This window comes from Rhodococcus aetherivorans (assembly GCF_011058165.1).
GTDB lineage: Bacteria > Actinomycetota > Actinomycetes > Mycobacteriales > Mycobacteriaceae > Rhodococcus > Rhodococcus aetherivorans.
Window position 1 is genome coordinate 1 of record NZ_JAALEG010000031.1, and the last position, 21885, is coordinate 21885.

Annotated in this window: 25 protein-coding genes; 9 read left to right on the forward strand and 16 right to left on the reverse strand. The window is 72.0% G+C overall.

Features of this window, described 5'->3' with window-relative positions; all coding sequences use genetic code 11:
• Window positions 1–76: 76 nt before the first annotated feature.
• From G6039_RS14180 to G6039_RS14200, 5 genes are all read left to right on the forward strand, one after another.
• On the forward strand, window positions 77–340 hold the full coding sequence (locus G6039_RS14180; protein WP_006935886.1) for a hypothetical protein: 264 nt from the start codon (window positions 77–79) through the stop codon (window positions 338–340).
• Window positions 341–380: 40 nt separating this feature from the next.
• Window positions 381–719, forward strand: a complete 339-nt coding sequence (locus tag G6039_RS14185) for a DUF3349 domain-containing protein (protein ID WP_006935887.1) — start codon at window positions 381–383, stop codon at window positions 717–719.
• 12 nt (window positions 720–731) lie between these two features.
• A complete protein-coding gene (locus G6039_RS14190) occupies window positions 732–1031 on the forward strand; it encodes a DUF3349 domain-containing protein (RefSeq protein ID WP_006935891.1) in 300 nt (99 codons plus the stop codon).
• Window positions 1028–2170: an o-succinylbenzoate--CoA ligase gene (gene menE, locus G6039_RS14195; RefSeq protein ID WP_043803369.1), complete on the forward strand. Its 1143-nt coding sequence runs from the start codon at window positions 1028–1030 to the stop codon at window positions 2168–2170. Before G6039_RS14190 ends, menE begins: the two co-directional genes overlap by 4 nt.
• 85 nt (window positions 2171–2255) lie before the next feature.
• Window positions 2256–3125, forward strand: coding sequence for a 1,4-dihydroxy-2-naphthoate polyprenyltransferase (locus tag G6039_RS14200; protein ID WP_029545112.1), 870 nt, complete (start codon window positions 2256–2258; stop codon window positions 3123–3125).
• A gap of 20 nt (window positions 3126–3145) precedes the next feature.
• On the opposite strand, the gene G6039_RS14205 is transcribed toward G6039_RS14200, so the two are convergent.
• From G6039_RS14205 to G6039_RS14230, 6 genes are all read right to left on the reverse strand, one after another.
• Window positions 3146–3529, reverse strand: a complete 384-nt coding sequence (locus G6039_RS14205; RefSeq protein WP_006935897.1) for a phage holin family protein — start codon at window positions 3527–3529, stop codon at window positions 3146–3148.
• A gap of 51 nt (window positions 3530–3580) precedes the next feature.
• Window positions 3581–4135: a Clp protease N-terminal domain-containing protein gene (locus G6039_RS14210; protein WP_029545116.1), complete on the reverse strand. Its 555-nt coding sequence runs from the start codon at window positions 4133–4135 to the stop codon at window positions 3581–3583.
• Between the two features lie 6 nt (window positions 4136–4141).
• Window positions 4142–4357 carry a hypothetical protein gene (locus G6039_RS14215; RefSeq protein ID WP_003937583.1) on the reverse strand — a complete coding sequence of 72 codons (216 nt, stop codon included), beginning with the start codon at window positions 4355–4357 and terminating at the stop codon, window positions 4142–4144.
• A gap of 71 nt (window positions 4358–4428) precedes the next feature.
• Complete coding sequence (locus tag G6039_RS14220) at window positions 4429–5166, reverse strand: lysophospholipid acyltransferase family protein (protein ID WP_029545118.1); 738 nt, start codon at window positions 5164–5166, stop codon at window positions 4429–4431.
• Window positions 5167–5240: 74 nt separating this feature from the next.
• A complete protein-coding gene (gene cds1, locus G6039_RS14225) occupies window positions 5241–6332 on the reverse strand; it encodes an L-cysteine desulfhydrase Cds1 (protein WP_006935906.1) in 1092 nt (363 codons plus the stop codon).
• The gene (locus G6039_RS14230) at window positions 6329–6664 is read right to left on the reverse strand and encodes a DUF4229 domain-containing protein (protein WP_006935907.1); all 336 of its coding nucleotides are present in this window, start codon (window positions 6662–6664) and stop codon (window positions 6329–6331) included. The genes cds1 and G6039_RS14230 overlap by 4 nt, the downstream gene beginning before the upstream one ends.
• A 162-nt stretch (window positions 6665–6826) precedes the next feature.
• Here G6039_RS14230 and G6039_RS14235 point away from each other — a divergent pair, with 162 nt between their 5' ends.
• Both G6039_RS14235 and G6039_RS14240 read left to right on the forward strand, forming a co-directional pair.
• Window positions 6827–7036 (forward strand): BldC family transcriptional regulator, encoded by a 210-nt coding sequence (locus tag G6039_RS14235; protein WP_006935908.1) that lies wholly within the window; start codon window positions 6827–6829, stop codon window positions 7034–7036.
• Window positions 7037–7166: 130 nt separating this feature from the next.
• Window positions 7167–7367, forward strand: coding sequence for a hypothetical protein (locus G6039_RS14240; protein WP_029545121.1), 201 nt, complete (start codon window positions 7167–7169; stop codon window positions 7365–7367).
• Here the strand turns inward: G6039_RS14240 and G6039_RS14245 are convergent.
• From G6039_RS14245 to hemL, 7 genes are read right to left on the reverse strand one after another with little or no spacing between them, the layout of a single operon-like run.
• Window positions 7349–8461 (reverse strand): MinD/ParA family ATP-binding protein, encoded by a 1113-nt coding sequence (locus G6039_RS14245; RefSeq protein WP_029545123.1) that lies wholly within the window; start codon window positions 8459–8461, stop codon window positions 7349–7351. The two genes, G6039_RS14240 and G6039_RS14245, sit on opposite strands and share 19 nt — an antisense overlap.
• Window positions 8462–8514: 53 nt before the next feature.
• On the reverse strand, window positions 8515–9498 hold the full coding sequence (gene ccsB, locus G6039_RS14250; RefSeq protein WP_029545125.1) for a c-type cytochrome biogenesis protein CcsB: 984 nt from the start codon (window positions 9496–9498) through the stop codon (window positions 8515–8517).
• Window positions 9495–11177, reverse strand: coding sequence for a cytochrome c biogenesis protein ResB (gene resB / locus G6039_RS14255; protein ID WP_006935921.1), 1683 nt, complete (start codon window positions 11175–11177; stop codon window positions 9495–9497). The genes ccsB and resB overlap by 4 nt, the downstream gene beginning before the upstream one ends.
• Window positions 11174–12034, reverse strand: a complete 861-nt coding sequence (locus G6039_RS14260) for a cytochrome c biogenesis CcdA family protein (protein ID WP_006935923.1) — start codon at window positions 12032–12034, stop codon at window positions 11174–11176. The genes resB and G6039_RS14260 overlap by 4 nt, the downstream gene beginning before the upstream one ends.
• Before the next feature lie 35 nt (window positions 12035–12069).
• Window positions 12070–12684, reverse strand: coding sequence for a TlpA disulfide reductase family protein (locus G6039_RS14265; RefSeq protein WP_043803231.1), 615 nt, complete (start codon window positions 12682–12684; stop codon window positions 12070–12072).
• Complete coding sequence (locus G6039_RS14270; protein ID WP_043803234.1) at window positions 12681–13331, reverse strand: histidine phosphatase family protein; 651 nt, start codon at window positions 13329–13331, stop codon at window positions 12681–12683. Before G6039_RS14270 ends, G6039_RS14265 begins: the two co-directional genes overlap by 4 nt.
• A 50-nt stretch (window positions 13332–13381) precedes the next feature.
• Window positions 13382–14704 (reverse strand): glutamate-1-semialdehyde 2,1-aminomutase, encoded by a 1323-nt coding sequence (gene hemL, locus G6039_RS14275; protein ID WP_043803237.1) that lies wholly within the window; start codon window positions 14702–14704, stop codon window positions 13382–13384.
• 81 nt (window positions 14705–14785) lie between these two features.
• Here hemL and G6039_RS14280 point away from each other — a divergent pair, with 81 nt between their 5' ends.
• A complete protein-coding gene (locus tag G6039_RS14280) occupies window positions 14786–16366 on the forward strand; it encodes an ATP-binding protein (RefSeq protein ID WP_232334193.1) in 1581 nt (526 codons plus the stop codon).
• On the forward strand, window positions 16363–18300 hold the full coding sequence (locus G6039_RS14285) for an acyl-CoA dehydrogenase family protein (protein ID WP_006935934.1): 1938 nt from the start codon (window positions 16363–16365) through the stop codon (window positions 18298–18300). Before G6039_RS14280 ends, G6039_RS14285 begins: the two co-directional genes overlap by 4 nt.
• Before the next feature lie 22 nt (window positions 18301–18322).
• Here the strand turns inward: G6039_RS14285 and G6039_RS14290 are convergent, their stop codons facing one another.
• The 3 genes from G6039_RS14290 to G6039_RS14300 all read right to left on the reverse strand — a co-directional run bounded on the left by G6039_RS14290 (window position 18323) and on the right by G6039_RS14300 (window position 21840).
• A complete protein-coding gene (locus G6039_RS14290; protein WP_006935936.1) occupies window positions 18323–19168 on the reverse strand; it encodes a cyclase family protein in 846 nt (281 codons plus the stop codon).
• A gap of 12 nt (window positions 19169–19180) precedes the next feature.
• Window positions 19181–20326, reverse strand: coding sequence for a PQQ-dependent sugar dehydrogenase (locus G6039_RS14295; protein ID WP_029545131.1), 1146 nt, complete (start codon window positions 20324–20326; stop codon window positions 19181–19183).
• A 71-nt stretch (window positions 20327–20397) separates the two neighbouring features.
• The gene (locus tag G6039_RS14300) at window positions 20398–21840 is read right to left on the reverse strand and encodes an MFS transporter (RefSeq protein ID WP_029545133.1); all 1443 of its coding nucleotides are present in this window, start codon (window positions 21838–21840) and stop codon (window positions 20398–20400) included.
• Between the last annotated feature and the right edge of the window lie 45 nt (window positions 21841–21885).

The following is a 21885-nucleotide window of genomic DNA, read 5'->3' on the forward strand; positions in this document are numbered from 1 at the left end:
CGGCCCCGATCCCGGCCCCGGCGCCGGCCCCCGAGGACGTGCCGGCCGCACCGACCACTCCCACGGAGGGACGCCCGTGAACCTGTTGACGAACACCCTGAGCTCGCTGTGGCAGGTCGTCCTCGTCGGCCTCTTCTTCGGAGCGGGCCTGCCGGCCGTCTTCGCGCTCGGCATGCGATCGCTCGTCGCGGGGCGCGCCGGAGAGCAGGCCCGGCCGAACCCGCTCGGCATCGCCGGCGCCGTCGTCTGCTTCGCCGTCGTGCTGATCGCAATCGTCGCGGGGATACTGTTGCTGGCTTCGGACTTCCTGTCGAGCACCTTCGGCATCGACGTCTTCTGAGCCACCGCTGTCCCGCCGTCCGACCCACGAAAGAACCGCATTGCCCAAGTACTCGCTCCGTTCGGTCCTCGACTGGCTGCGCGCCGGTTATCCGGAAGGCATCCCGGCCAAGGATCACTTCGCGCTGCTTGCCGTGCTGCGGCGGCGCCTGACGGACGAGGAGATCGCCGAGGTGTGCGAGATGTCGATCGCCACGGCGCACGAGCACCCGGAGCGCTGTGTCGACTACGACACGCTCGAGCAGATCATCGCCGGGGTGCTGAACGAGGAACCGGCGGAGGAGGACCTCGAACGGGTCGCCGGGCGCCTCGCCGCGGGAGGCTGGCCGGTGGTCGCCGAGGACGGGACCGTGGTGACCGGCGACGACGGGACGGACTGAGGAGGTGCCCCCGTGACGCTTCCGCCGTTCCTCACCTCGATCATCGAGTGGCTGCGGGCCGGCTACCCGGAGGGCGTGCCGGAACAGGACTACGTGCCCCTGTTCGCGCTGCTCAGCCGGCGGTTGTCGGAGGACGAGGTCGACCAGGTGGCGCACACCCTCGTCGACGACGGGGACCTGCCCATCTCGAAGACGGACATCGCCGTGCTGATCACGAAGATCACCAACGAGATGCCGCTCGAACAGGACATCGATCGGGTGCGCCGGCACCTCGAGACCGGAGGGTGGCCGCTCACCGGCCCCGCCACATGAATCTCGAGGTGCTGCCCGTCCCCCCCGGCGACGCCGTGCGGGAAGTGCTGCCCGCACTACGGCGCATGCTCGACGGCGACGGACCGGCCCTGCTCCCCGTGCCGGTCGCCGACGACCGGGAAATCCGGAGACTGACCGAAGCGCTGCGCCCGGGCGAACCCGTCAACGACGGCATCGGCCTGGTCGTCGCCACCTCGGGCACCACGGGCACCCCGAAGGGCGCCCAGCTGACCGCCGGGGCGCTGCGGGCCAGCGGTGACGCCACCCACGAGCGCCTCGGCGGACCCGGCTCGTGGCTGCTGGCGCTGCCGGCCCACCACATCGCCGGGATGCAGGTGCTGCTGCGGGGCCTGCTCGCGGGAGCCGGGCCCGTCGTGATCGACGTCGCCGGCGGCTTCGATCCGGATCGGCTGCCGGCGGCGGTCGCCGCCATGCCCGGTGGGCGGCGCTACACGTCGCTGGTGCCCACGCAGCTGATCAAGGCCCTGGACCACCCGGGTGCCGTCGCGGCCCTCGCCGACCTGGACGCGGTCCTGCTGGGCGGGGCCGCCACGCCCGCCCCGATCCTGCGCCGTGCGCAGGACGCCGGGATCACCGTCGTCCGCACCTACGGGATGAGCGAGACGTGCGGCGGGTGCGTGTACGACGGGGTCCCACTGGCCGGGACCACGGTCCGGGTCGACGCGCAGTCGCGGGTGTGGCTCGGCGGGGCCACACTCGCGCGCGGCTATCGCGGTCTGCCCGATCATCCGGCGTTCGCCGAACCCGGCTGGTTCCGCACCGACGACGCGGGCGAACTCGCCGACGGCGTCCTCCGCATCCTGGGGCGCCTGGACGAGGCCATCTCCACGGGCGGCCTCACCGTCGTGCCGCAGGTCGTCGAGGCCGTCCTGCTCGAGCACCCCGCGGTACGCGAATGCGCCGTGATCGGGCTGCCCGACCCCCGGCTCGGTCAACGGGTGGCGGCCGTCGTCGTCCCGGAGGGCGGCGCTTCCCCCACCCTCGACGACCTGCGAGCCTGGACCAGCGCGACGCTGGACGTCACGGCGGCGCCGCGGGCGCTGCACGTCGTGCCGGCCCTGCCGTTACGCGGCCCCGGCAAGGTGGACCGGCGGGCACTGGTCGCCCGGTTCTCGTAGGCCGACCGGGTTCGGGCGAGCGAATGTATCGCTCATCTCCTCGGGCCGACGGCATGGCACATTCGCTCGATGGCAGGATCGACGCATGGCAACCGCTGGTCAATGGCTCGAAGGCGCCCGTCCGCGCACCCTTCCCAACGCGATCGCGCCCGTCGTCGCCGGCACGGGGGCGGCGGCCGCGCTCGACGGCGTGGTGTGGGGGAAGGCTCTCCTGGCGTTGGTGGTCGCCCTGGCGCTGATCATCGGGGTCAACCTCGCCAACGACTACTCCGACGGCATCCGCGGGACCGACGACGACCGCGTCGGGCCGCTGCGGCTGGTGGGATCCGGGGCGGCGTCGCCGGCGTCGGTCAAGCGGGCCGCGTTCGCGTGTTTCGGAGTGGGCGCGGTGGCCGGGATCGCCCTGGCGATCACGAGCGCGTGGTGGCTGCTCCTGGTGGGCGCGGTGTGCATCGCCGGCGCCTGGTACTACACGGGTGGCCGCAACCCCTATGGCTACAGCGGGTTCGGCGAGATCGCCGTGTTCGTGTTCTTCGGGCTCGTCGCCGTGCTGGGCACGCAGTTCGTGCAGGCCGGCCGGGCCGACTGGGTCGGGCTGGCGTGTGCGGTGGCGGTGGGCTCGTTCTCGAGCGCGGTGCTGGTGGCGAACAACCTGCGCGACATCCCCACCGACACCGTCTCGGGCAAGCGCACGCTCGCGGTGCGGCTGGGCGACCCGCGGACCCGGACGCTGCATCTGATGCTGCTGGCCGTGCCGTTCGCGGCGTCGCTGGCACTGGTGGCGCGCACGCCGTGGGCGCTGGCGGGCCTGCTGGCGCTGCCGTTCGCGGTGCGCGCCCACGCACCCGTGCGGTCCGGCAGCCTGGGGTTGAGCCTGATCCCCGCGCTGCGGGATTCGGGCCTGGCGATGCTGGTGTGGGCCGTTGCGACCGCAGCCGCCCTGTTCCTGGCCTGAGGCGTCCCGCGCCCGGAACTTCAGTCCCGGTCGGGCACCAGCACGCCGAGCACCCAGTTGACGATCGAGATGATCAGCGCGCCCCAGAACGCGGTCCAGAAGCCCTCGACGGTCAGGCCGTAGTCGGTGAACTCGCTCAGCCACGCGGTGAGCAGGAGCATCAGGGCGTTCACGACGAGGGTGAACAGCCCCAGCGTCAGGATCAGCAGCGGCAGCGACAGCAGCTGCACGAGCGGCTTGACGAAGGCGTTGACGACGGTGAAGACGAGGGCGATCACCAGCAGGGAGATGATCTCGTTGGCGGCGCCGGTGCCGGAGCCGGTGAAGTCGATGCCGGAGACCCACTGGGCCGCCAGCCAGATGGCGACGGCGTTGAGGACCAGCCGGACCAGGAAGTTGATCATGCCGCCACTGTCGCACATTCCGGCCCCGGCGCGCGGTCGGGAACCGGTCGGTCAGGCGGCGCGACCCGGGTAGTCGCGCAGGCGGTCGCGGAGCGCCCTGCGGGACACGTGGGACTCGACGAGCGTGCAGGCGCGGTCGTCGTCGGAGCGCAGTATCCCGAGCAGGAGGTGCTCGCAGCCGATGACGCGGTCGCGGCGCGCGAGGGCTTCCCGCAGGGCGAGCTGCAGGGACTTCTTCGCGGCAGGATCGAACGGGAGGTGGCCGGCGAACGGCCCCCGCCGGTTCCGGCCGAGTCCGCGGTCGAGGACGCCCTCCCCGAAGGTCTCCTCGAGCCGGGCCCGGACGGAATCGAGGTCGATGCCGATGGCCCCGAGCGCGGCGGCGTCCTCGTCGCCGAGCACCCCGGTGTCCCGGGCGAGTTCGCTGCGCACGGTCTCGGCCGTGAGGCCGACGTCGGCGAGCAGGTGCCGCAGCGTCACGTCTGCGGTGACGAGGAGGCCGAGCAGCAGGTGGGCCGGCTCGATGCGGGGAGCGTTCAGCTCCCCGGCCTCCGCCTGCGCGGTGACGACGGCGGCTCGTGCGCCGGCGGTGAATCGTTCGAACACGGCGGATCACCCACGCTTCCGGTTGTACTTCTGGTGGACGGCCTGCCTGCTCACCTCGAGCGCATCGGCGATCGCCTGCCACGACCAGCCCTGCCGGCGGGCGTTGTCGACCTGGATCGCCTCGAGTCGTTCGAGCAACCGTCGCAGGGCCCGCACGGCCCGCAATCCCTCTGCGGGGTCGGGGCTTCCGGCGGCGGCGGCGAGTGTGGTGGCCTCGGTCATACCGTCAATTTACGTTGACAAGCGGGCGGACGTCAAGAAAAGTTGACGCGCCGGGGCGGGGCGCGACCGGTTCAGTACCGCGCGACGGCGCCGTCCACCGCACGCTGCAGCTCGTCCTGCACCAGGCGCGTGACGTCGCGGACCTTGCCGTCGAGGTCGGTGACCGGCTCGGTGAGGAACACGCTCGCCGGGCGTGACGGGTCCTTGCCGGGCCCGTAGCCGATGCCGACGCACACCAGCGCGGGCCGCGCCCCCAGATCGCGCGAGCGGCGGACGATGTGCCCGATGCCGGTCCCGAGCGGCTGCAACCGGGTCGGGTCCCCCTCGTTGCAGGTGCCCTCGGGGAAGATCGCGACGCTGTCGCCGTGATGCAGCCGCGCGGCGGAGACGTCCATCATCCGGCGCCCGGCGTCGGAGACCGCCCGCAGGCCGTGGTTCTTGGCCCGGAAGACCGGGATCCCGCCCATCATGTCGATCTTGCGGCGCTGCGACTCGTCGGCGAACAGCTCGTCCTTCGCCAGCACCCGCGTGCTGCCGATCACCGGGCGCAGCGGGGAACGCCACGCCGTCGCCGCGAGGACGTACTGATCGCTGTGGGTGAGGTGGTTGGCGACGATCAGGAGGGGCGTGCGAGCCCGGATGAGTTCGCGGAGGCGATCGCGGACCCCGTCGTCGCAGCGCACCCGGGGGCGGTACCGGGCGGCGAGCAGGGCGTAGGCCGCCCGGGCGACGGGCCGGCTCTGCCGGTGCTCGAGGTAGAAGTCGTAGACGGCTTCGTAGTTGTCCAGGGCCACGACGGGGCGTTCCATGCCCCCACGATACTCAACCTACGACACCGTAGGCTACGGCCTCGTAGGGTCGGGTGCGGCCGGGCCGCGACGGCTCAGGCCTCCCACCTGCCGGTGTCCGCGAACTTCTCGAGCGTCGCGGTCGGGCCGGCCAGATCCATGCCCTCACCGGCCACCCAGCCGTCGTCGAAGTAGGTGCCCGCGTAGCGTTCCCCGCCGTCGCACAGGAGGGTGACGACGCTGCCGCGCCGGCCGTCGGCGATCATCTCGGCGATCAGGCCGAACGCACCCCACAGGTTGGTCCCGGTCGAGCCCCCGACGCGGCGGCCCAGGCTCTCGCTCGCGTGCCGCATGGCGGCGATCGACGCGGCATCGGGCACCCGGATCATCCGGTCCACCACCTGGCCGACGAACGACGGCTCCACCCGGGGCCTGCCGATGCCCTCGATCCGCGACGGCATGCCGGTGGTGTAGTCCACCGAGCCCGTCTCGTACCCGCCGTAGAACGCGGAGTTCTCGGGGTCGACGACGGCCAGCCGGGTGCGGTGGCGGCGGTACCGGATGTACCGCCCGACGGTCGCGCTGGTGCCGCCGGTGCCCGCGCCGACGACGATCCACTCCGGGATCGGATGCTCCTCGAGCTGCAACTGGGTGAAGATCGATTCGGCGATGTTGTTGTTGCCGCGCCAGTCGGTGGCCCGCTCGGCGTGGGTGAACTGGTCCATGAAGTGACCGCCCAGCTCGACGGCGAGCCGGCGTGCCTCGGCGTAGATCTCCGGCGGCCGGTCGATGTAGTGGCACCGCCCGCCCTGCGCCTCGATGAGCGCAACCTTGGCGGGGCTGGTGTTGCGCGGCATCACCGCGACGAAGTCGAGGCCGAGCAGCTTCGCGAAGTATGCCTCGCTGACGGCGGTCGAACCGGACGACGCCTCGACGATCGGGGTGTCCTCGCGCACCCAGCCGTTGCAAATGGCATAGAGGAACAGCGACCGCGCGAGCCGGTGCTTCAGGCTGCCGGTGATGTGCGTGGACTCGTCCTTCAGGTACAGCTGGACACCCCACCCGGGAGGCAGCGGATAGCGCAGCAGGTGCGTGTCGGCGCTGCGCTGGGCGTCGGCCTCGATCAGCTGGACGGCACGGTCCACCCAGTCCCGCGACGCGCTGCGATCGACGACGCCGTCGCTCACCTACGATCCTCGCCGCGCAGGCGGGCCTGCAGGTCGGCCCGGTCGGCGCGGCGGCGCGCGTCGACGGACGCGATACTCTCGTTCACCCGGCGGCGCAGCGGCGCGAACACGACGAGCGAGAGCGGCAGCGCGATCAGCACCGCGAAGAGCGCGGCGACCAGCAGGGGGATCTCCACTCCGAACAGGCGGGGCACGTAGAGGATCACCACAGCGAGCACGAGGACGAGAGCCAGCCGGGCCAGCGAGTAGAGGGCGACGTCCCGGGCCAGGGTGCCCTTGCCGGTGCCGGTGTTGCCGGGCTGGTCAGGACGGTTCTGCGATGCTTCACTCACCCGTCCAGGGTAACCGCCGCGCGCGGGCACCCTGCTGGTCGACCGTCCGTTTTGTCTATTACTTCCGCTTTACCAACCGTAGACCGTTCGAGCAACCGGGGTATTCGGTGTCAACATGGCCACGTCGATCCGAACGAGACGAAACACCCGGAAGGACCATCGATGAGCGCACCCGCATTCAACGGCGCGAAGGAATCGCTGCTGACCCCCGGCCAGGTCGCGGCCCTGTTCCACGTGGACCCGAAGACGGTCACCCGCTGGGCCCACGCCGGCCGGCTCGGCTCGCTGCGCACCCCCGGCGGTCACCGCCGCTTCCGGGAGTCCGAGGTACTCGCGCTGCTGCGCTCCCTCACCACCGAAGCCACCCGCTGATCCGAGGAGACGGAGGCCTCGTCGGGGACCCAGGCCACATCTGCACTCCCGCCACTACGAATAGACTGAAGGAGCAGGCCCGGCCGGCTGCGGAAACGCCGGCGGACTGCTCGCGGCGAGGAGGTGCGTGGTGCTCTACCTGTTGGCCATAGTCGGTGCCCTCACGATTGCGGTGCTGCTGTGGAAGGCGTTCGGTCCCGACCTTCGCTCCCGGCCGACCCGCGTGATCGGACCCGACGACGACCCGGACTTCCTGTGGAAGGTCGACCGGGAGTTCCGGCGCAGGTCCGCCGACGGCACCCCCGGACCCGATCAGGACCCCGGAGACTGATCTCCGGCCGAGTGACCTGTCCCGCCGCTGCGCTCGCCCCGGTGGCCTGTCCCGTCGCTGCGCTCGCCCCGGTGACCTGTCCCGTCGCTGCGCTCGCCCCGGTGACCTGTCCCGTCGCTGCGCTCGCCCCGGTGACCGCGACGCGGGAAGTCCGCGGCGACCCCCGCCGCGAGTTCCAGCAGGGCTCGCCGGGTGCGTGGCTGCAGCCGGGCCAGGTCCACCTCCGCACCCTCCTCGAGGTGCGGATCGAACGGCAGCACGTGGACGGCGCGGCAGCGCCGCGCGAAGTGCTCGACCAGCCGCTCCACGTCCACCTTGCCGGACCGGGGCCGCACGGCGTTGACCACCGCCACCGAGCGGGCCACCAGGTCCCGGTAACCGTGGGCGTCGAGCCAGTCCAGCGTCGCCGAGGCGCTCCGCGCGCCGTCCACCGATCCGGAGCTGACGACCACCAGCGTGTCCGCGTTCTCGAGAATCGCGCGCATCGCCGAGTGCATCAGTCCCGTGCCGCAGTCGGTGAGCACGATGTTGTGGAACCGTTCGAGGAGTGCCAGTGCCCGCTCGTAGTCCCGCGCGCTGAACGCCTCCGAGACGGCCGGGTCGCTGTCCGAGGCCAGCACCTCGAGGCGATGCCGGTTCTGTGAGGTGTGGGCCCGGACGTCGCCGTAACGGTGGATGTGCGCCTCGTCGCGCAGCAGCGTGCGCACCGTGCCGGACGCTCGGTCGGCGACCTTCTGGCTCAGTGTCCCCCGGTCGGGGTTGGCGTCCACCGCAACCACCCGGTCGCCCCGCAACGACGCGAACGTCGACCCGAGCGTGACCGTGGTGGTGGTCTTGCCGACCCCACCCTTCAGGCTCAGCAGCGCGATCCGGTAGCAGCCGTGCAGCGGTCCGCGCACCTGCTCGACCAGTTCGCGGCGCTGCCGGCCCCGCCGGCTGTCGCCGGGATCGATGCGCCCGCCGGTGCCGCGGTACACGGCCCGGCGCCACCCCCGCGCGGGCGCCGGCTGCACCCGGCTCACGAGAAGCGATGCGTCCAGATCCCGCGCCGACGGCTGCGCCGTCCCCGTCCGCTCGCCGTCCTCCGGCACCACGTCGTCCCCCGTCCCCGGTCCCCCACGGCCCGGCCGACGCGGACGATAACAGATCAGGTCAGGCCGGCGTACGAGTGCAGACCGGAGACGACCATGTTGATGATGAAGAGGTTGAACAGCATGGCGACGAAGCCGGCGACGTTGATCCAGGCCGCGCGCGTGTTGCGCCAGCCCGACGTCGCGCGGGCGTGCAGGTACGCCGCGTACATCACCCAGGTGATGAACGAGACGGTCTCCTTGGGATCCCAGCCCCAGAACCGGCCCCAGGCGGCCTCGGCCCAGATCGCGCCGAGGATGATGCCGGCACCGAACAGCGGGAACCCGATGATGGTGGTGCGGTACGCGAGACGGTCCAGGGTCTGCGCGTCCGGCAGGCGCTCGGCGATCCGGCCGAACACGCCGCGACCCTCCTCGCCCTTCGGGAACCGGATGCGCAGCAGGAACAGCAGGCTGGCGACGCCGGAGACCAGGAAGATGCCGCTGCCGACGCTGATGATGGTCACATGGATGGGCAGCCAGAACGACTGCAGGGCGGGCACGACGGGCGCGGCGTCGGCGTACAGCACGGTCGCCGCGAGGAACATCAGGATCAGCACCGGCACGAGAAGGTAGACCCACATGATCCGGTAGGCCGGCCGGCGCAGCACCACCAGGCCGAACAGCACCGCCGCGGCGCACGCCATCGACACGAACTCGTACATGTTGCCGAGCGGGAAGCGCTCGGTGGACAGCCCGCGCAGCACGATCGACGTGACCTGCAGGGCGGCCACCACGACGACGAGCGCGCGCCCCATGTTGCCGAGACGCTCGGACAGCGTCCGGCCCCGCGGCTCCTCCACCCGGCCCGGACCGTCCGGCGCCGAGGGCGGCTCGCCGGCCGCGCCGACGGCGACGAGCGTGCGCTCACGCTCGGCGACGAGATCGGCCCGGTGCGAGGCGTACTCGGCGATCAGCAACACCAGCGCGAGCACCAGCACCGCGAACGCCGATTCGAATGCCCAGTCGCTGTACTGCGCGAGGGTCTCGTTGAGGGTCATGCCTTCTTCTCCTGTGCTGCCTTCGCACGTGCGGTCGTGTCGTCGCCGAGCAATCGGCCGGTCAGACGCTCGAACTCGTCACCCCATCCGGCCTGGTCGGTCCGGGCGAGACCACCGAGTTCTACTACGGTACGTCGTTCCCCGTCGGCCACTGTACCGGCCGGGTAGGCCCGCACCCAGATCCGGCGGCGCTTGATCAGCAACGACACCAGTAGCCCCACCATCATCGTGATCGCCGAAACCAGCACCCAGGTCTGCGCCGGGTCGTGCGAGACCTGCAGGTTCACGAAATCGGTCGCGCCGTCGAAGCGGATCTGTGTCCCGTCGGGGAGCGTCACGCTCTCCCCCGCGAACAGGTTCACCCGGTCCTGCTTGACCAGCCGGCCCTGGTTGATCAGCTCACCGTTGAGGGAGAACAGCGACTGCGGGGTGCCGGTGTCGAGACCCGTGTCTCCCTTGTAGATGTCGATCGCGACGGCGGGATCGGTCAGCGCCGGGTAACCGGAGGACAACAGGTTGCCGTGGAACACCGCGGTGGGCGCGAACAGGCCCTCTATCGCGATCTGGTTGCGCCGCCGCTCGTCGGGATCCGGGTACATCCCGCCCGGCGGGTCGAACCGCATCGCGCCGCTGCTGAGGAAGGTGGTCGCGTCGTCGGGCCGCCACTGCAGCGTCTCGGTGCGGGTCTCGCCGTCGGGCCACGTCACCGTGAAGGACGGCGCGAAGCCGTGGCCCTGCAGGTAGACGCGGTCGCTACCGACCCGCAGCGGGTGGTTGACCCGCAGCTGCGCGTCGCGCCAGGTGTTCGTCGCCAGGTCGGCCCCCGCCTGGTAGTCGATGTTCGAGGTGAACATCTCGGCCTGCCCGTTGTCGAGATAGTCCGCGGAGAAGTCCTTCACGCGGATGCACATCGGAGTCAGGCCCGTGCCGTCGAGGGTGTTGCCCGCGCGGAACGAGTCGAACGCCGCCGGCGAGCTCGTGCAGAACTCCTCACCGTTGGCGACCAGGATGCGCTGGCCCTCGTAGCCGAACAGCTTGCCCACCGCGACCGCGGCGAGCAGACCCACCAGCGCGAGGTGGAACAGCAGGTTGCCGGCCTCGCGCAGGTACCCCTTCTCCGCGGAGAGCGTGAGCTCGCCGTCGCGCGCGCCGCGCCCCGCGGTCGTCTCCACGCCGCGCTCGGCGATGCGCCAGCCCCGCAGCTGACCGCGCACCCGGGCGAGCACCTCCTCGGGCGAGGCGTCGACCGTGGTCTCGAGGTGGTGCGGCAGCCGCGACAGGTTGCGCGGCGCCGGCACGGGCCGGGTGCGCAGCGCCCGGTAGTACTCCGTGCAGCGCGGCAGGATGCAGCCGATCAGGGAGACGAACAGCAGCACGTAGATCGCGGTGAACCAGAAGCTGCCGAACACGTCGAACAACTCGAGCCGGTCCAGGAGCGGCCCGAGGGTCGGGCGCGCGGCGATGTACTCGTCGACCTTGCCGGAATTGAGGCTGCGCTGCGGCAGCAGCGCGCCGGGGATCGCGGCCAGCGCGAGCAGGAACAGCAGCACCAGCGCGGTGCGCATCGACGTCAGGCCGCGCCAGGTGTTGCGGACGAACGCCGCGGTGCGACCGGCCGGGCCCTGCCGCGGCGGCGGGGTCGGCGACGGTGGGGCGGTGGGGGTGTCGGTGGCCGTCATATTGGCATCGTGACCTCGGAAATAAAGGCGTCCCGGATCCAGGAGACGAACACGTCCCAGGCGCCGGTGACGAGGGCGATTCCGACGGCCACGAGCATGAAGCCGCCGACGAGTTGGACGGTGCGGGCGTGGGCACGCAGCCAGCCCACCCCGCGCAGGGCCCGCGCCGAGCCCAGCGCGAGAACGACGAAGGGCAGCCCGAGGCCGAGGCAGTACGCCACGATCAACGCGACGCCCCGCGCGGCGGTGGTGCCCTCGGTCCCCGCGGCCAGGGAGATCACCCCGGCGAGCGTGGGACCGAGGCACGGCGTCCACCCGAGGGCGAAGACGCCGCCGAGCAGCGGCGCGCCTGCCAGTCCGGAGATGCGCCGGGGTTCGGGGCGGGTGTCGCGCTGCAACGCCGGGATCAGCCCGACGAACACCAGGCCCATCACGATGGTGACCACCCCGCCGATCCGCATCAGCACCTCGCGGTTGACGGAGAGCACGGAGATCGCGCCGAACACCGACGCGGTGGCGAGGACGAACACGACCGTGAATCCGGCGACGAACAGCGCGGCGGCCCCGGCGACGCGCAGGCGCCCGTCGTCGCGGACGGTGGTGGTGCGCCCGCGCGCCTCGGCGGCGGTCACCGCGGGGGCCTCGGCACCCACGACACCGGCCAGATAGGACAGGTAACCGGGCACGAGCGGCACCACGCAGGGCGATGCGAAGGACACGAGTCCGGCCAGCAGGCACGCCCCGAGGGCCAGCAGCAGCGGGCCGGACGAGGCGACCGACTGGAAGGTGTCCCCGATGCCCGCGGCGAGGACGGCCTCGCTCACCAGCGGATCACTGCTCACCACTGCACCACCCATGCCACTGCACCACCCATGTCACTGCACCACCCATGTCACTGCTCGGACGGACTTTCCGCGGCCACGCGCTCGACGACCGGCTGCAGATCGCTCGCGAGCAGTTCGGTCAGGAACACGGCGGCGACGCGGTGGTCACGGTCGAGGACGACCGTGGTCGGTACGACCGAGGTCGGGTAGTTCGCCCCCAGGGCGAGCAGCGAGCGCATCGACGGGTCGTAGATCGACGGGTAGCCCACCCGGTTGTCGACGACGAAATCCTGGGCCTTGTCGCGCTGGTTGTCGCGGACGTTGATGCCGAGGAACTGCACGCCCTGATCCTTGGTGGCCTCGTAGACCTGCTCGAGGTCGTCGGCCTCGCTGCGGCACGGGGCGCACCACTGGCCCCACACGTTGAGCACCACCACCTGGCCGGCGTAGTCGTCGAGCGAGAGGGTCTGCCCCTCGTTCATCAGGTCCTCACCCGACAGTGCACCGAGGGTGCCGCGGTCCGTGGGCGGGTCGTAGAAGATCCGGGTCTGGCCCCCGGGCGAGACGAAGTCGAAGGTGCCGCCGGTGGCGACGGCGTCGTCACCGGTGGCGCACGACGTGAGAGTGAGGCCGCAGGCCAGCGCCGCCGCCAGCGCCGCCCGTCGCGTGGCCCGGCGCCTCATGCGCCGTGGACGGTCGGGTCCGAAGCCCCGGCCGGTTCGGAGTAGACGATGTCGACGAGGGTGTCGCCCTGGTACACCAGCGAGGTCATCGATGCGAGGCTGCACTGACGGTGCTGCGGGTTGTGCCACAGCCGCTCGCCCTCGAGGAAGCGGCGCAGCGTCCACACCGGCAGCTGGTGGCTGACGCACACCGCCTCCCGGCCGACCGCGGCGATGCGGGCGGCGTTGACGGCGGCGAGCATGCGGTGCGCGATCTGCAGGTAGGGCTCTCCCCACGACGGGGTGAAGGGGTCGCGCAGCTTCCACCAGTGCCGCGGCCGGCTCAACGCCCCGTCGCCGACGGCGACCCGCAGGCCCTCGAACTGGTTGCCCGCCTCGATGAGGTTGTCGTCCGTCGCCACCGGCAGGCCGTGCTTGTCCGCGATCGGCTGGGCGGTCTGCTGGGCCCGCTCGAGCGGAGAGGCGACGATGTGCGCGACGTCGTGGTCGGCGAGCGCCGAGGCCACCGACCGGGCCTGTGCCTCCCCGGTCACGGACAGCCGGAAGCCGGGCAGACGGCCGTAGAGGATGCCGCTGGGGTTGTGCACCTCGCCGTGCCGGAGCACGTGCACGATGGTGCGGGACTCGGACGGGGCAGGTTCGGTCACGTGGGAATTCCTCGGGTGTGCGTCGGGTGTGGTGGCGTGGGAGGGCCCGCTCAGGCCGTGGCGGCCGCCGCGGCCTTCGCTGCGTGCGGCAGCGCGTCGGCGATGCGGGAGAACGCGTCGTCGTCGAGCACGGAGGAGACGAACCACGTCTCGAACGCGCTGGGCGGGGCGTAGACGCCGTGGTCGAGCAGGGCGTGGAAGAACGCCGGGAACCGCCACGTCTGCGCGGCCTTGGCCTGCGCGTAGTCGGTCACCGGATCCTCGGTGAAGAAGACGCTGAGCATCGTGCCGGCGAACTGGACCCGGTGCGCGACGCCCTCGGCCGTGAGTGCCTCGCCGATCATCCGTCCGAGGGTGGTGGCGTTCCGGTCGAGCGCGGCGTAGGCGGCGCTGTCGGCGGCGCGCAGGCTGGCCAGCCCGGCGGCGACGGCGACCGGATTACCCGACAGGGTGCCGGCCTGGTAGACGGGCCCCGCCGGCGCGAGGTGGGCCATGACGTCGGCGCGGCCGCCGAACGCGGCCGCGGGCAGGCCGCCGCTCATCACCTTGCCGAACGTCATGAGGTCGCCGGCGACACCGTCGATGCCGTACCAGCCGGCCGGTCCCGCCCGGAACCCGGTCATCACCTCGTCCATGATCAGCAGCGCGCCGTGCTCGCGGGTCAGCTCGCGCAGGCCGGCGTTGAAGCCCGGCAGCGGCGGGACGGTGCCCATGTTGCCGGCGGCGGCCTCGGTGATCACCGCGGCGATCTTCCCCGGGTTGGCCGCGAACGCCGCGCGCACCGCCTCGAGGTCGTTGTACGGCACGACGATGGTGTCCTCGGCCTGCGCACCGGTCACACCCGGCGACGTCGGCAGCCCGAAGGTGGCGACGCCGGAGCCGGCGTCGGCGAGCAGGGCGTCGACGTGACCGTGATAACAGCCCGCAAACTTGACGATCTTGGTTCGGCCGGTGAATCCGCGTGCCAGCCGCACCGCGCTCATCGTCGCCTCGGTGCCCGAGTTGACGAGCCGGACCTGCTCGACGGGCTCGATGCGCGCCACGATCTCCTCGGCGAGTTCCACCTCACCGGCCGTCGGCGCGCCGAACGACAGGCCCGTCGAGGCGGCGCTGCACACCGCGTCGACGACCGCCGGGTGCGCGTGGCCGAGGATCATCGGCCCCCACGAACACACCAGGTCGACATAGGAATTGCCGTCCACGTCGGTCAGCGTGTAGCCCGAGGCGGACGCGACGAAGCGCGGGGTACCGCCGACCGATCCGAATGCGCGGACCGGAGAGTTCACACCCCCGGGAATCACCTTCGACGCCCGGTCGAACAGTGCGGTGGATACGGAGTCGCGGGCGCGAGATGCATCGGGGGTCGCAGTCACGACCTCCAGTGTCCCAGTTTCGCGGGATTTGCCAAAAGGCGTGGACCCTGCAACGGCGGTCGTTCCGGTAGGAATGTGACCATGGTCTCGTTCGACGACGTCCGGATCGCCCTCGCGGACCGTTTCCGGGTGGTCACCGCCGCGTTGTCCGCCGACGGCCGTGAGGTACTTCTCACCGGACCGGTGGACGTCGGTGTCGACGTCGGCGGGTTCGCGGTCGTCGAACTCGACGACGGGCGCCGCCTCGCCGTGCAGGTCCGCAGCGTGCGCATCGTCGAACGCGAGGGCGCCGACGTCGACGTCACCGTCGACGAACCGGGTCTGCCGGTGCGATCGGTGCGGGGCCGGGCGATGGTGCGGACGCTGGCGGGTTCCGCGACCGTCCTGGGGGTGTTCGGCGACGGCCGGTTCGTCGCCACGCCGGAGACGGAGCCGTTTCCCGAGCGGCATGTGCGTCCGGCCACCGAGGCCGAGACCGCGACGATCGCCGCCGCGCTCGCCGGCACCCTCGACGTGGGCACCATGCTGCACGCCCCGGCGGTGCCGGCGCGGCTGCACCCGGCGGGCTTCGCCCGGCACACCTTCATGTGCGGCCAGTCCGGCTCCGGCAAGACGTACACGACCGGCGCGGTCCTCGAACGGCTGCTCGTCGCGACGACCCTGCCGATCGTGGTGCTCGACCCCAACTCCGACCACGTGCAGCTCGGCCGGCTGCGGGATCCGGGGGACGACTCCCCCGCCGCGCGCCGGCATCGCGAGGCCGCGACCGGAGTGCGGGTGGTACGGGCCCGCGGCGCCGACTCCGACCACCTGCTGTGCCTGGATCTCAGCGACCTTCCCCTCGTCGCGCAGGCGCTGCTGCTGCGCCTGGACCCGGTGCACGACCTCGACGAGTACTCGGCGTTGCGCCGCGTCACCGCCTCCCTCGCCGTCCCCTACTCGGTCGCGGACGTGCGGTCCGCGGCGGCGGCCGACCCCGCGACCGCGCGTCTCGCGACCCGCATCGACAACCTGGGGATCGCGGCGTGGGAGCTGTGGCGCCGGGGGGACGAACGCTCGGCCGCCGAACTCGACATGACGGCGGGCCGGTGCTTCGTGATCGATCTCGGCAGCCTGAACTCCCCCGGCGAGCGGGCCGCGGTGGCGCTCGGCCTGCTGGGCCGGCTGTGGATGCTGCGGCGGCGCCGCCTGCCGATGCTCCTGGTGGTGGACGAGGCGCACAACATCCTGCCGTCGGCCACGGCGGACCCGTTGTCGTCGAGCACCGCGGATCTGGGAGTGCTCATCGCCGGCGAGGGCCGCAAGTTCGGGCTGCACCTGTTCGTCGCCACGCAGCGCCCCGGGAAGGTGCATCCGAACGTCGTGTCCCAGTGCGACAACCTGTTGCTGATGCGCATGAACGGCAGCACCGATCGAGGAGCTCGCACACCTGTTCTCGCACGTCCCGCCGGCGATGCTGCACCGCGCCACGACGTTCGGGCTGGGCCAGGCCCTCTTCGCGGGACCGATCGCTCCGACCCCCCTGCTGGCCCGCGTCGGGACACGGGTCAGTCCGGAAGGCGGCGCGGACGTCCCGACGGACTGGGCGCATCCTGCAGCCGATACCGGCGTTCTCACATACCCACACGAGGGGCCCGAATCGTCCTAGTGTCGAGTCCATGACGACCACAGCTGAGCACATCCGCATCACCCTGGACGGCGCGTGGCGGCAGGCGCGCGAGCGGGCCCGCGCGGATCTGGACCGGCCCGAGTTCGCCCCGCACTACACGCCGGACCTGGACGCGGCCCGGGCGATCACGCTGAAGCAGATGCGGATGCTCGCCGAATCCGGCTATGCCCGGGCGGGCTTCTCCAAGGCGGTGGGCGGGGGCGGCGACGCCGGTGGTGCGGTGGCGTCGATCGAGATGCTCGCCATGTCGGACCTGTCGCTGATGGTCAAGGCCGGGGTGCAGTGGGGCCTGTTCGGCGGCGCGATCGAGAATCTCGGCACGACCCGTCACCACGAGCGCTACCTCGGCCCGCTCATCGACCTCGATCTGCTCGGCTGCTTCGCGATGACCGAGACCGGTCACGGCTCCGACGTCCAGTCGCTCGAGACGACGGCGTCGTACGACCCGGGCACCGAGGAGTTCGTGATCCACTCCCCCACCCCGTCCTCACGCAAGGACTACATCGGCGGCGCGGCGCAGCACGCGACGGTCGCCGCGGTGTTCGCGCAACTGATCACCGGGGGCAAGTCCCAGGGCGTGCACTGCTTCGTCGTGCCGATCCGCGACGAGAACGGCGACGACCTGCCCGGCGTCACCACCTCCGACTGCGGCCACAAGGGCGGCCTGCCGGGCGTGGACAACGGGCGGATCATGTTCGACCACGTGCGGATCCCGCGGGAGAACCTGCTCAACCGGTACGCCGACGTCGAGCCCGACGGGACCTACGTCTCGGCGATCGAGAACCCGAACCGCCGCTTCTTCACCATGGTGGGCACGCTCGTGCGGGGCCGGGTCACCGTCGGCGGCTCGGCGGGTGCCGCGGCCCGCGTCGCGCTGTCGATCGCGACGCGGTACGCGTTGCAGCGCCGCCAATTCAGCGCCCCGGGCGACGAGAACGAGGTGCTGCTGATGGACTACCTGGTGCATCAGCGCCGCCTGCTGCCGCTCATCGCGAGGTCGTACGCGCTGACCTTCGCGCAGAACGAGCTGGTCTCGACCATGGACCGGATCCAGACCACGCCCGTCGACGACGTCGACCCCCAGGAGCAGCGTGAGCTCGAGAGCCGCGCCGCCGGACTGAAGGTCGCCAACACCGCCCACGCGACGCGCGCCATCCAGGAGTGCCGCGAGGCCTGCGGCGGCGCCGGATACATGGCCGAGAACCGGCTGACGGCGTTGAAGGCGGACACCGACGTGTTCACCACCTTCGAGGGCGACAACCACGTGCTGACCCAGCTCGTCGCCAAGGAACTGCTCACCGCCTACGCGGACGAGGTCCGCGGGATGAGCCCGGTGGAGTGGATGAAGTTCGCCGCCGTCACGGTGTCGGACATCGTCAAGAAGCGCACCGCCGCGCAGCAGATCCTCCAGACCCTCGTCGACACCCGGAAGGACAACGAGGAGGACGGCAGCCTCTTCGACCGGGGCACGCAGATGGCGATGTTCGAGTCCCGGGAGCAGTACCTGCTCTCGACGGCGGCGCGGCGGCTGCAGGCCGCGTCGAAGCGCGAGGAGAACATGTTCGACGCGTTCAACTTCGTGCAGGACCACGTGCTGCACGCCGCGCAGGCCCACATCGACCGGGTCGTGCTCGAGGCGTTCGTCGCGGGCATCGACTCGTGTCCCGACGAGGCGGGCCGCGAGCTGCTGTCGGACCTGTGCGACCTGTACGCGCTGAGTGTCATCGACGAGGACAAGGCCTGGTACATGGAGCACCGGCAGCTGTCGGTGGAGCGGGCGAAGGCCGTGTCACGCGGCATCAACGAACGCTGCCGGACCCTGCGCCCGCACGTGACGACGCTCGTCGAGGGTCTCGGCGTGCCGGAGCACCTGCTGGGGTCGGCGATGCTCGACGGTCCGGGCACGGACGCCGGTCGCCTCGGCTGACCCGCCGGGCCGGGTGCGCGGATCAGACCAGTGCCAGCACCCGGCACGGTCCGCCGGTGCCGCCGACGTGCTTGGGCGCGCCGACGACGACGGTCGCGCCGCGCGGCGGCACGGCCGCGAGGTTCGCCATCGCCTCGATGCCGTAGCGGCCCGCGCCGAGCAGCTCCACGTGGGCGCCGAAGTCGCTGCTGCTCGCCCGGTCGAGGCTGAGGGTGTCGACGCCGAGCCCCACGACGTTCCGTTCGTGCACGAGCATCCGCACGGCGTCGCGGTCGAATCCCGGCGCGTGCGGGATGCGCAGCGCGTCGGCGTTGACGAAGCGGGCGGGGTCGGCGAGGCGGGCCTCCCAGCCCGAGTGCATCGCGACGAACGCGCCCGGCGGGATCGGGCCGTGCTGCTGTTCCCAGGCCGCCACGTCGGCGACGGTGACCACGGAGTCGTCGTCCTGCGCGGCCTTGCCGGCGATGTCGACGACGGCGAGCGGGGCCACGAAGTCGCGCACCGGCAGCGCCTCGACGGTGGCGCCGCCGCGCACGATGTGGGCCGGGGCATCGAGATGGGTGCCGGTGTGCTCCCACAGCGACATCTCGTTGACGGCGAACCGCCCGGTGTCGAGCGTTGCGACGGGACGCATCGTGAACTGCTCGTTGCCGGGCCAGACCGGGAACTGCGGGGTCAGCGTGTGGGTCAGGTCGATCACCGCGTCGGCCCGCACGGGGGTGGTGTTCCCGCCGGCCCGTGCGGCGGGCGTCGCGGCGAGGCCCGCGGCGGTCACGCCCACTGCGGCGAGGAAGGACCGGCGGCCGAATCGGCTTCGGCTGTCCTGGATCTCGCGATACACCCGGTCGAGCACCGTCGGTGAGCACATCGTCTCGCCCTCTCAGTCGGCGGCAGGTTCCACCAGCAGGACGCGGTCGCCGCTTCCGTTGTCCGTCGTGACGAGCAGTGCCCCGTCGGGCCGCGCGGTCACCGACCGCAGCCGGCCGAATCGGCCCTCGAGCGCGGTCGCGGTCTCGTCCACCGCGCGGCCGTCGGCGGTGAGTTCGAGGAACAGCAGCTTCTCCTGCTGTTGGCTCGTGATCACCAGTGCGCCGTCCCACCCGTTCCAGCCGGCACCGGCGACGAACGTGCCGCCGGGAGTCGCGAGGGTGGGGGCGCCGGAACTCCACACGGCCCCGATCGCCCCCGGAACGCGGGCCGGGTCGGTCATGGGCACCGACTCGTCGTAGACGAACGGGAAGCGGTCGGGCCGGTAGCCGTAGTTGCCACCCGGCAGCAGCAGATTCACCTCGTCGTCGCGGCCGGTGCCCTGCTCGACCGCATAGAGTTCGCCGGTGCCGGGACGCTGCGCCAGTCCCTGCACGTTGCGGTGGCCGAGAGTGAACACCGGGCTGTTCGGATCGGGGGTGCCCGCCGCGGGAGTGCCGTCGGGATCGATGTGGAGCACCTTGCCGCCCAGGCTGTTCCGGTCCTGAGGAACCTGGGGGTCGGCGGTGTCGCCCGTGCCGACGTACAGCGATCCGTCGGGGTGGGCGAGCAGCCGGCAGCCGCCGTGACGGCCGCCCTGCCCGGCCGGAATGCCGGCGAGCACGGTGGCACCACGGGTCAATTCCGTCCATCCGGCATCGACCGTCCACGACTGCACGCGGATGTCGGTGCCGTCCGGGCCGCGATGACCCTGGCAGCTGTAGAGGGTCCGGCTCGTCCCGAAATCGGGCGCCAGCGCCAGTCCCATCAGACCGGTCTCGCCCTCGGCGTACAGGTCGGACAGGTCGGCGCGCACGTCGCGGACGTCACCGTCCGGGCCACGGGCCACGAAGCGGCCCCTGCGTTCTCCGGTGAGGATCGTCCCGTCCGGCGCGGCGACGACGTCCCAGGGCTTGCTCAGCCCCTCCATCAGCGGCGTCACGGTCAGCGCCGGCAGCGCGCCCGCCTCGGGTGGCGCCGCGTGGGCGCTCGGCGCCCCTGCCGCGAGCACGCCCGCTGCGATCGCCGCCGCGCACCTCCCCGGGATTCGCACGCGCATCTCCTCCTCGCCGGATCCCGGCGATGTTACGGAAGGCGATGCGCCGGACGGCGACGACACGCGCGGCGGCGTCAGATTCGTTCGGGTTCCGCTGCGGAGGAGTCCGCCGGGACCGACCGGAGCCGGTGCGCGCGGGCCGGAACCGCGCGGCGCGCGGCGAGCACGCCGAGCACCGCCACGGCCGCGAACCCGAACAGCAGGAGCCGCGCCGAGCGCACGTCGGACGGTTGTCCCGCGTTGACGAGGACCCCGGCCAGTGCTGCGCCGAACGCGTTCGCGATCAACTGGACGGTGTTGATCGCGGCGGACGCCCTGCCGCTTTCGCGCGGGTCGGCGACGGCGTTCATCGCGCCGACCGCGAGGTGCGGCCACGCGATGCCGATGCCCGCGCCCGCGACGACCAGTCCCGTGACCCACGCCGCGACCGCAGCCGGTCCGGCCTCGTCACGCACGACGGTCGCCATGAGCGCGAGACCGAGGCCGACGAGCACCGGAGCGCTCACCACGATGCGGTGCACGGTCCGTGGCGCGGACGCCGAGGCGCTCGGGATCTCGCCGAGCGTCCACCCCACCGCGAGCGCGGCGCCGAGGAAGCCGGCGGCCAGCGGCGCGAGGCCGGCGAGGCGCTGCCCGAACAACGGGACGAACGTCTCGGCGGTCGAGGCGACCGCCAGCACTGCGATCGTCAGGTACACCCAGCGCAGCCGGGCGGTGGTGAACGTCGCCGCGGGCAGGATGCCGTGCGGGCTGCGGCGGTCGACGGCGACGAACGCGACCACTGCAGCGGACGCGACCGCGATGAGGGCGATCGTGGGCGCACTGCCGGTCACGACGGCGGCCACGCTGACCGCCAGGGCCGCGGCGGTGAGCAGGGCGAGCGAACCGAGCGGAATCCTGCCGGCCTCCCGCGATCCGCGGGCGTGCGCCGGCAGGGTGAAGGGCACCGCGGCGGCGACCGCGAGCGTGCAGACCACTAGCGCGCCGAACGCCCATCGCCAGGCGTGGAACTGGGCGAACACGCCGCCGACGGCGGGTCCCGCAAAGGTCCCCACGCCCCACATCGCCGATACGAGCGCCGCGCCGCGGCTCCAGAGGCGTTCGGGCAGTGCACTGTTCAGAACGGCGTAGCCGAGCCCGGCGAGCAGGCCGCCGCCGAGTCCCTGGACCGCCCGGCCCGCCAGCAGCGTCTCCATGGACGGGACGAGCGCACACACGAGGGTGCCGGCCGCGAAGGTCCCGAGCGCCACGAGGTAGGCGCCCCGGGGTCCGCGGGCGGCGAGGAGGCGGGCCACGGCCGTCGAGGAGATCACCGACGCGATGAGGAACACCGTCGCCGTCCACGCGTAGTAGGCGTGGCCGCCGATCTCCTCGACCGCGGTCGGCAGCAGGCTCGTGGTGAGGTACACGTTGGTGGCGTAGAGGGCAACCCCGCCGGCGAGAACCGATGCTGTACCGAGGTATTCGCGGCCGAGAAGTTCCGACCAGGAGCCGGCGCGAGTCGTGGATCCGTGCATGCCGGTGACTGTAGAGTCTCGAGTGCACTTGAGATCAAGCGCGGG

Bases quoted from the DNA above. Each gene is read 5' to 3' on its own strand.
- menE (WP_043803369.1), top strand. From the start codon at position 1,028: ATGAATCTCGAGGTGCTGCCCGTCCCCCCCGGCGACGCCGTGCGGGAA.
- G6039_RS14200 (WP_029545112.1), top strand. From the start codon at position 2,256: ATGGCAACCGCTGGTCAATGGCTCGAAGGCGCCCGTCCGCGCACCCTT.
- G6039_RS14205 (WP_006935897.1), bottom strand. From the start codon at position 3,529: ATGATCAACTTCCTGGTCCGGCTGGTCCTCAACGCCGTCGCCATCTGG.
- G6039_RS14215 (WP_003937583.1), bottom strand. From the start codon at position 4,357: ATGACCGAGGCCACCACACTCGCCGCCGCCGCCGGAAGCCCCGACCCC.
- G6039_RS14220 (WP_029545118.1), bottom strand. From the start codon at position 5,166: ATGGAACGCCCCGTCGTGGCCCTGGACAACTACGAAGCCGTCTACGAC.
- G6039_RS14235 (WP_006935908.1), top strand. From the start codon at position 6,827: ATGAGCGCACCCGCATTCAACGGCGCGAAGGAATCGCTGCTGACCCCC.
- ccsB (WP_029545125.1), bottom strand. From the start codon at position 9,498: ATGACCCTCAACGAGACCCTCGCGCAGTACAGCGACTGGGCATTCGAA.
- resB (WP_006935921.1), bottom strand. From the start codon at position 11,177: ATGACGGCCACCGACACCCCCACCGCCCCACCGTCGCCGACCCCGCCG.
- G6039_RS14260 (WP_006935923.1), bottom strand. From the start codon at position 12,034: ATGGGTGGTGCAGTGGTGAGCAGTGATCCGCTGGTGAGCGAGGCCGTC.
- G6039_RS14265 (WP_043803231.1), bottom strand. From the start codon at position 12,684: ATGAGGCGCCGGGCCACGCGACGGGCGGCGCTGGCGGCGGCGCTGGCC.
- G6039_RS14280 (WP_232334193.1), top strand. From the start codon at position 14,786: ATGGTCTCGTTCGACGACGTCCGGATCGCCCTCGCGGACCGTTTCCGG.
- G6039_RS14285 (WP_006935934.1), top strand. From the start codon at position 16,363: ATGACGACCACAGCTGAGCACATCCGCATCACCCTGGACGGCGCGTGG.
- G6039_RS14290 (WP_006935936.1), bottom strand. From the start codon at position 19,168: ATGTGCTCACCGACGGTGCTCGACCGGGTGTATCGCGAGATCCAGGAC.
- G6039_RS14295 (WP_029545131.1), bottom strand. From the start codon at position 20,326: ATGCGCGTGCGAATCCCGGGGAGGTGCGCGGCGGCGATCGCAGCGGGC.
- G6039_RS14300 (WP_029545133.1), bottom strand. From the start codon at position 21,840: ATGCACGGATCCACGACTCGCGCCGGCTCCTGGTCGGAACTTCTCGGC.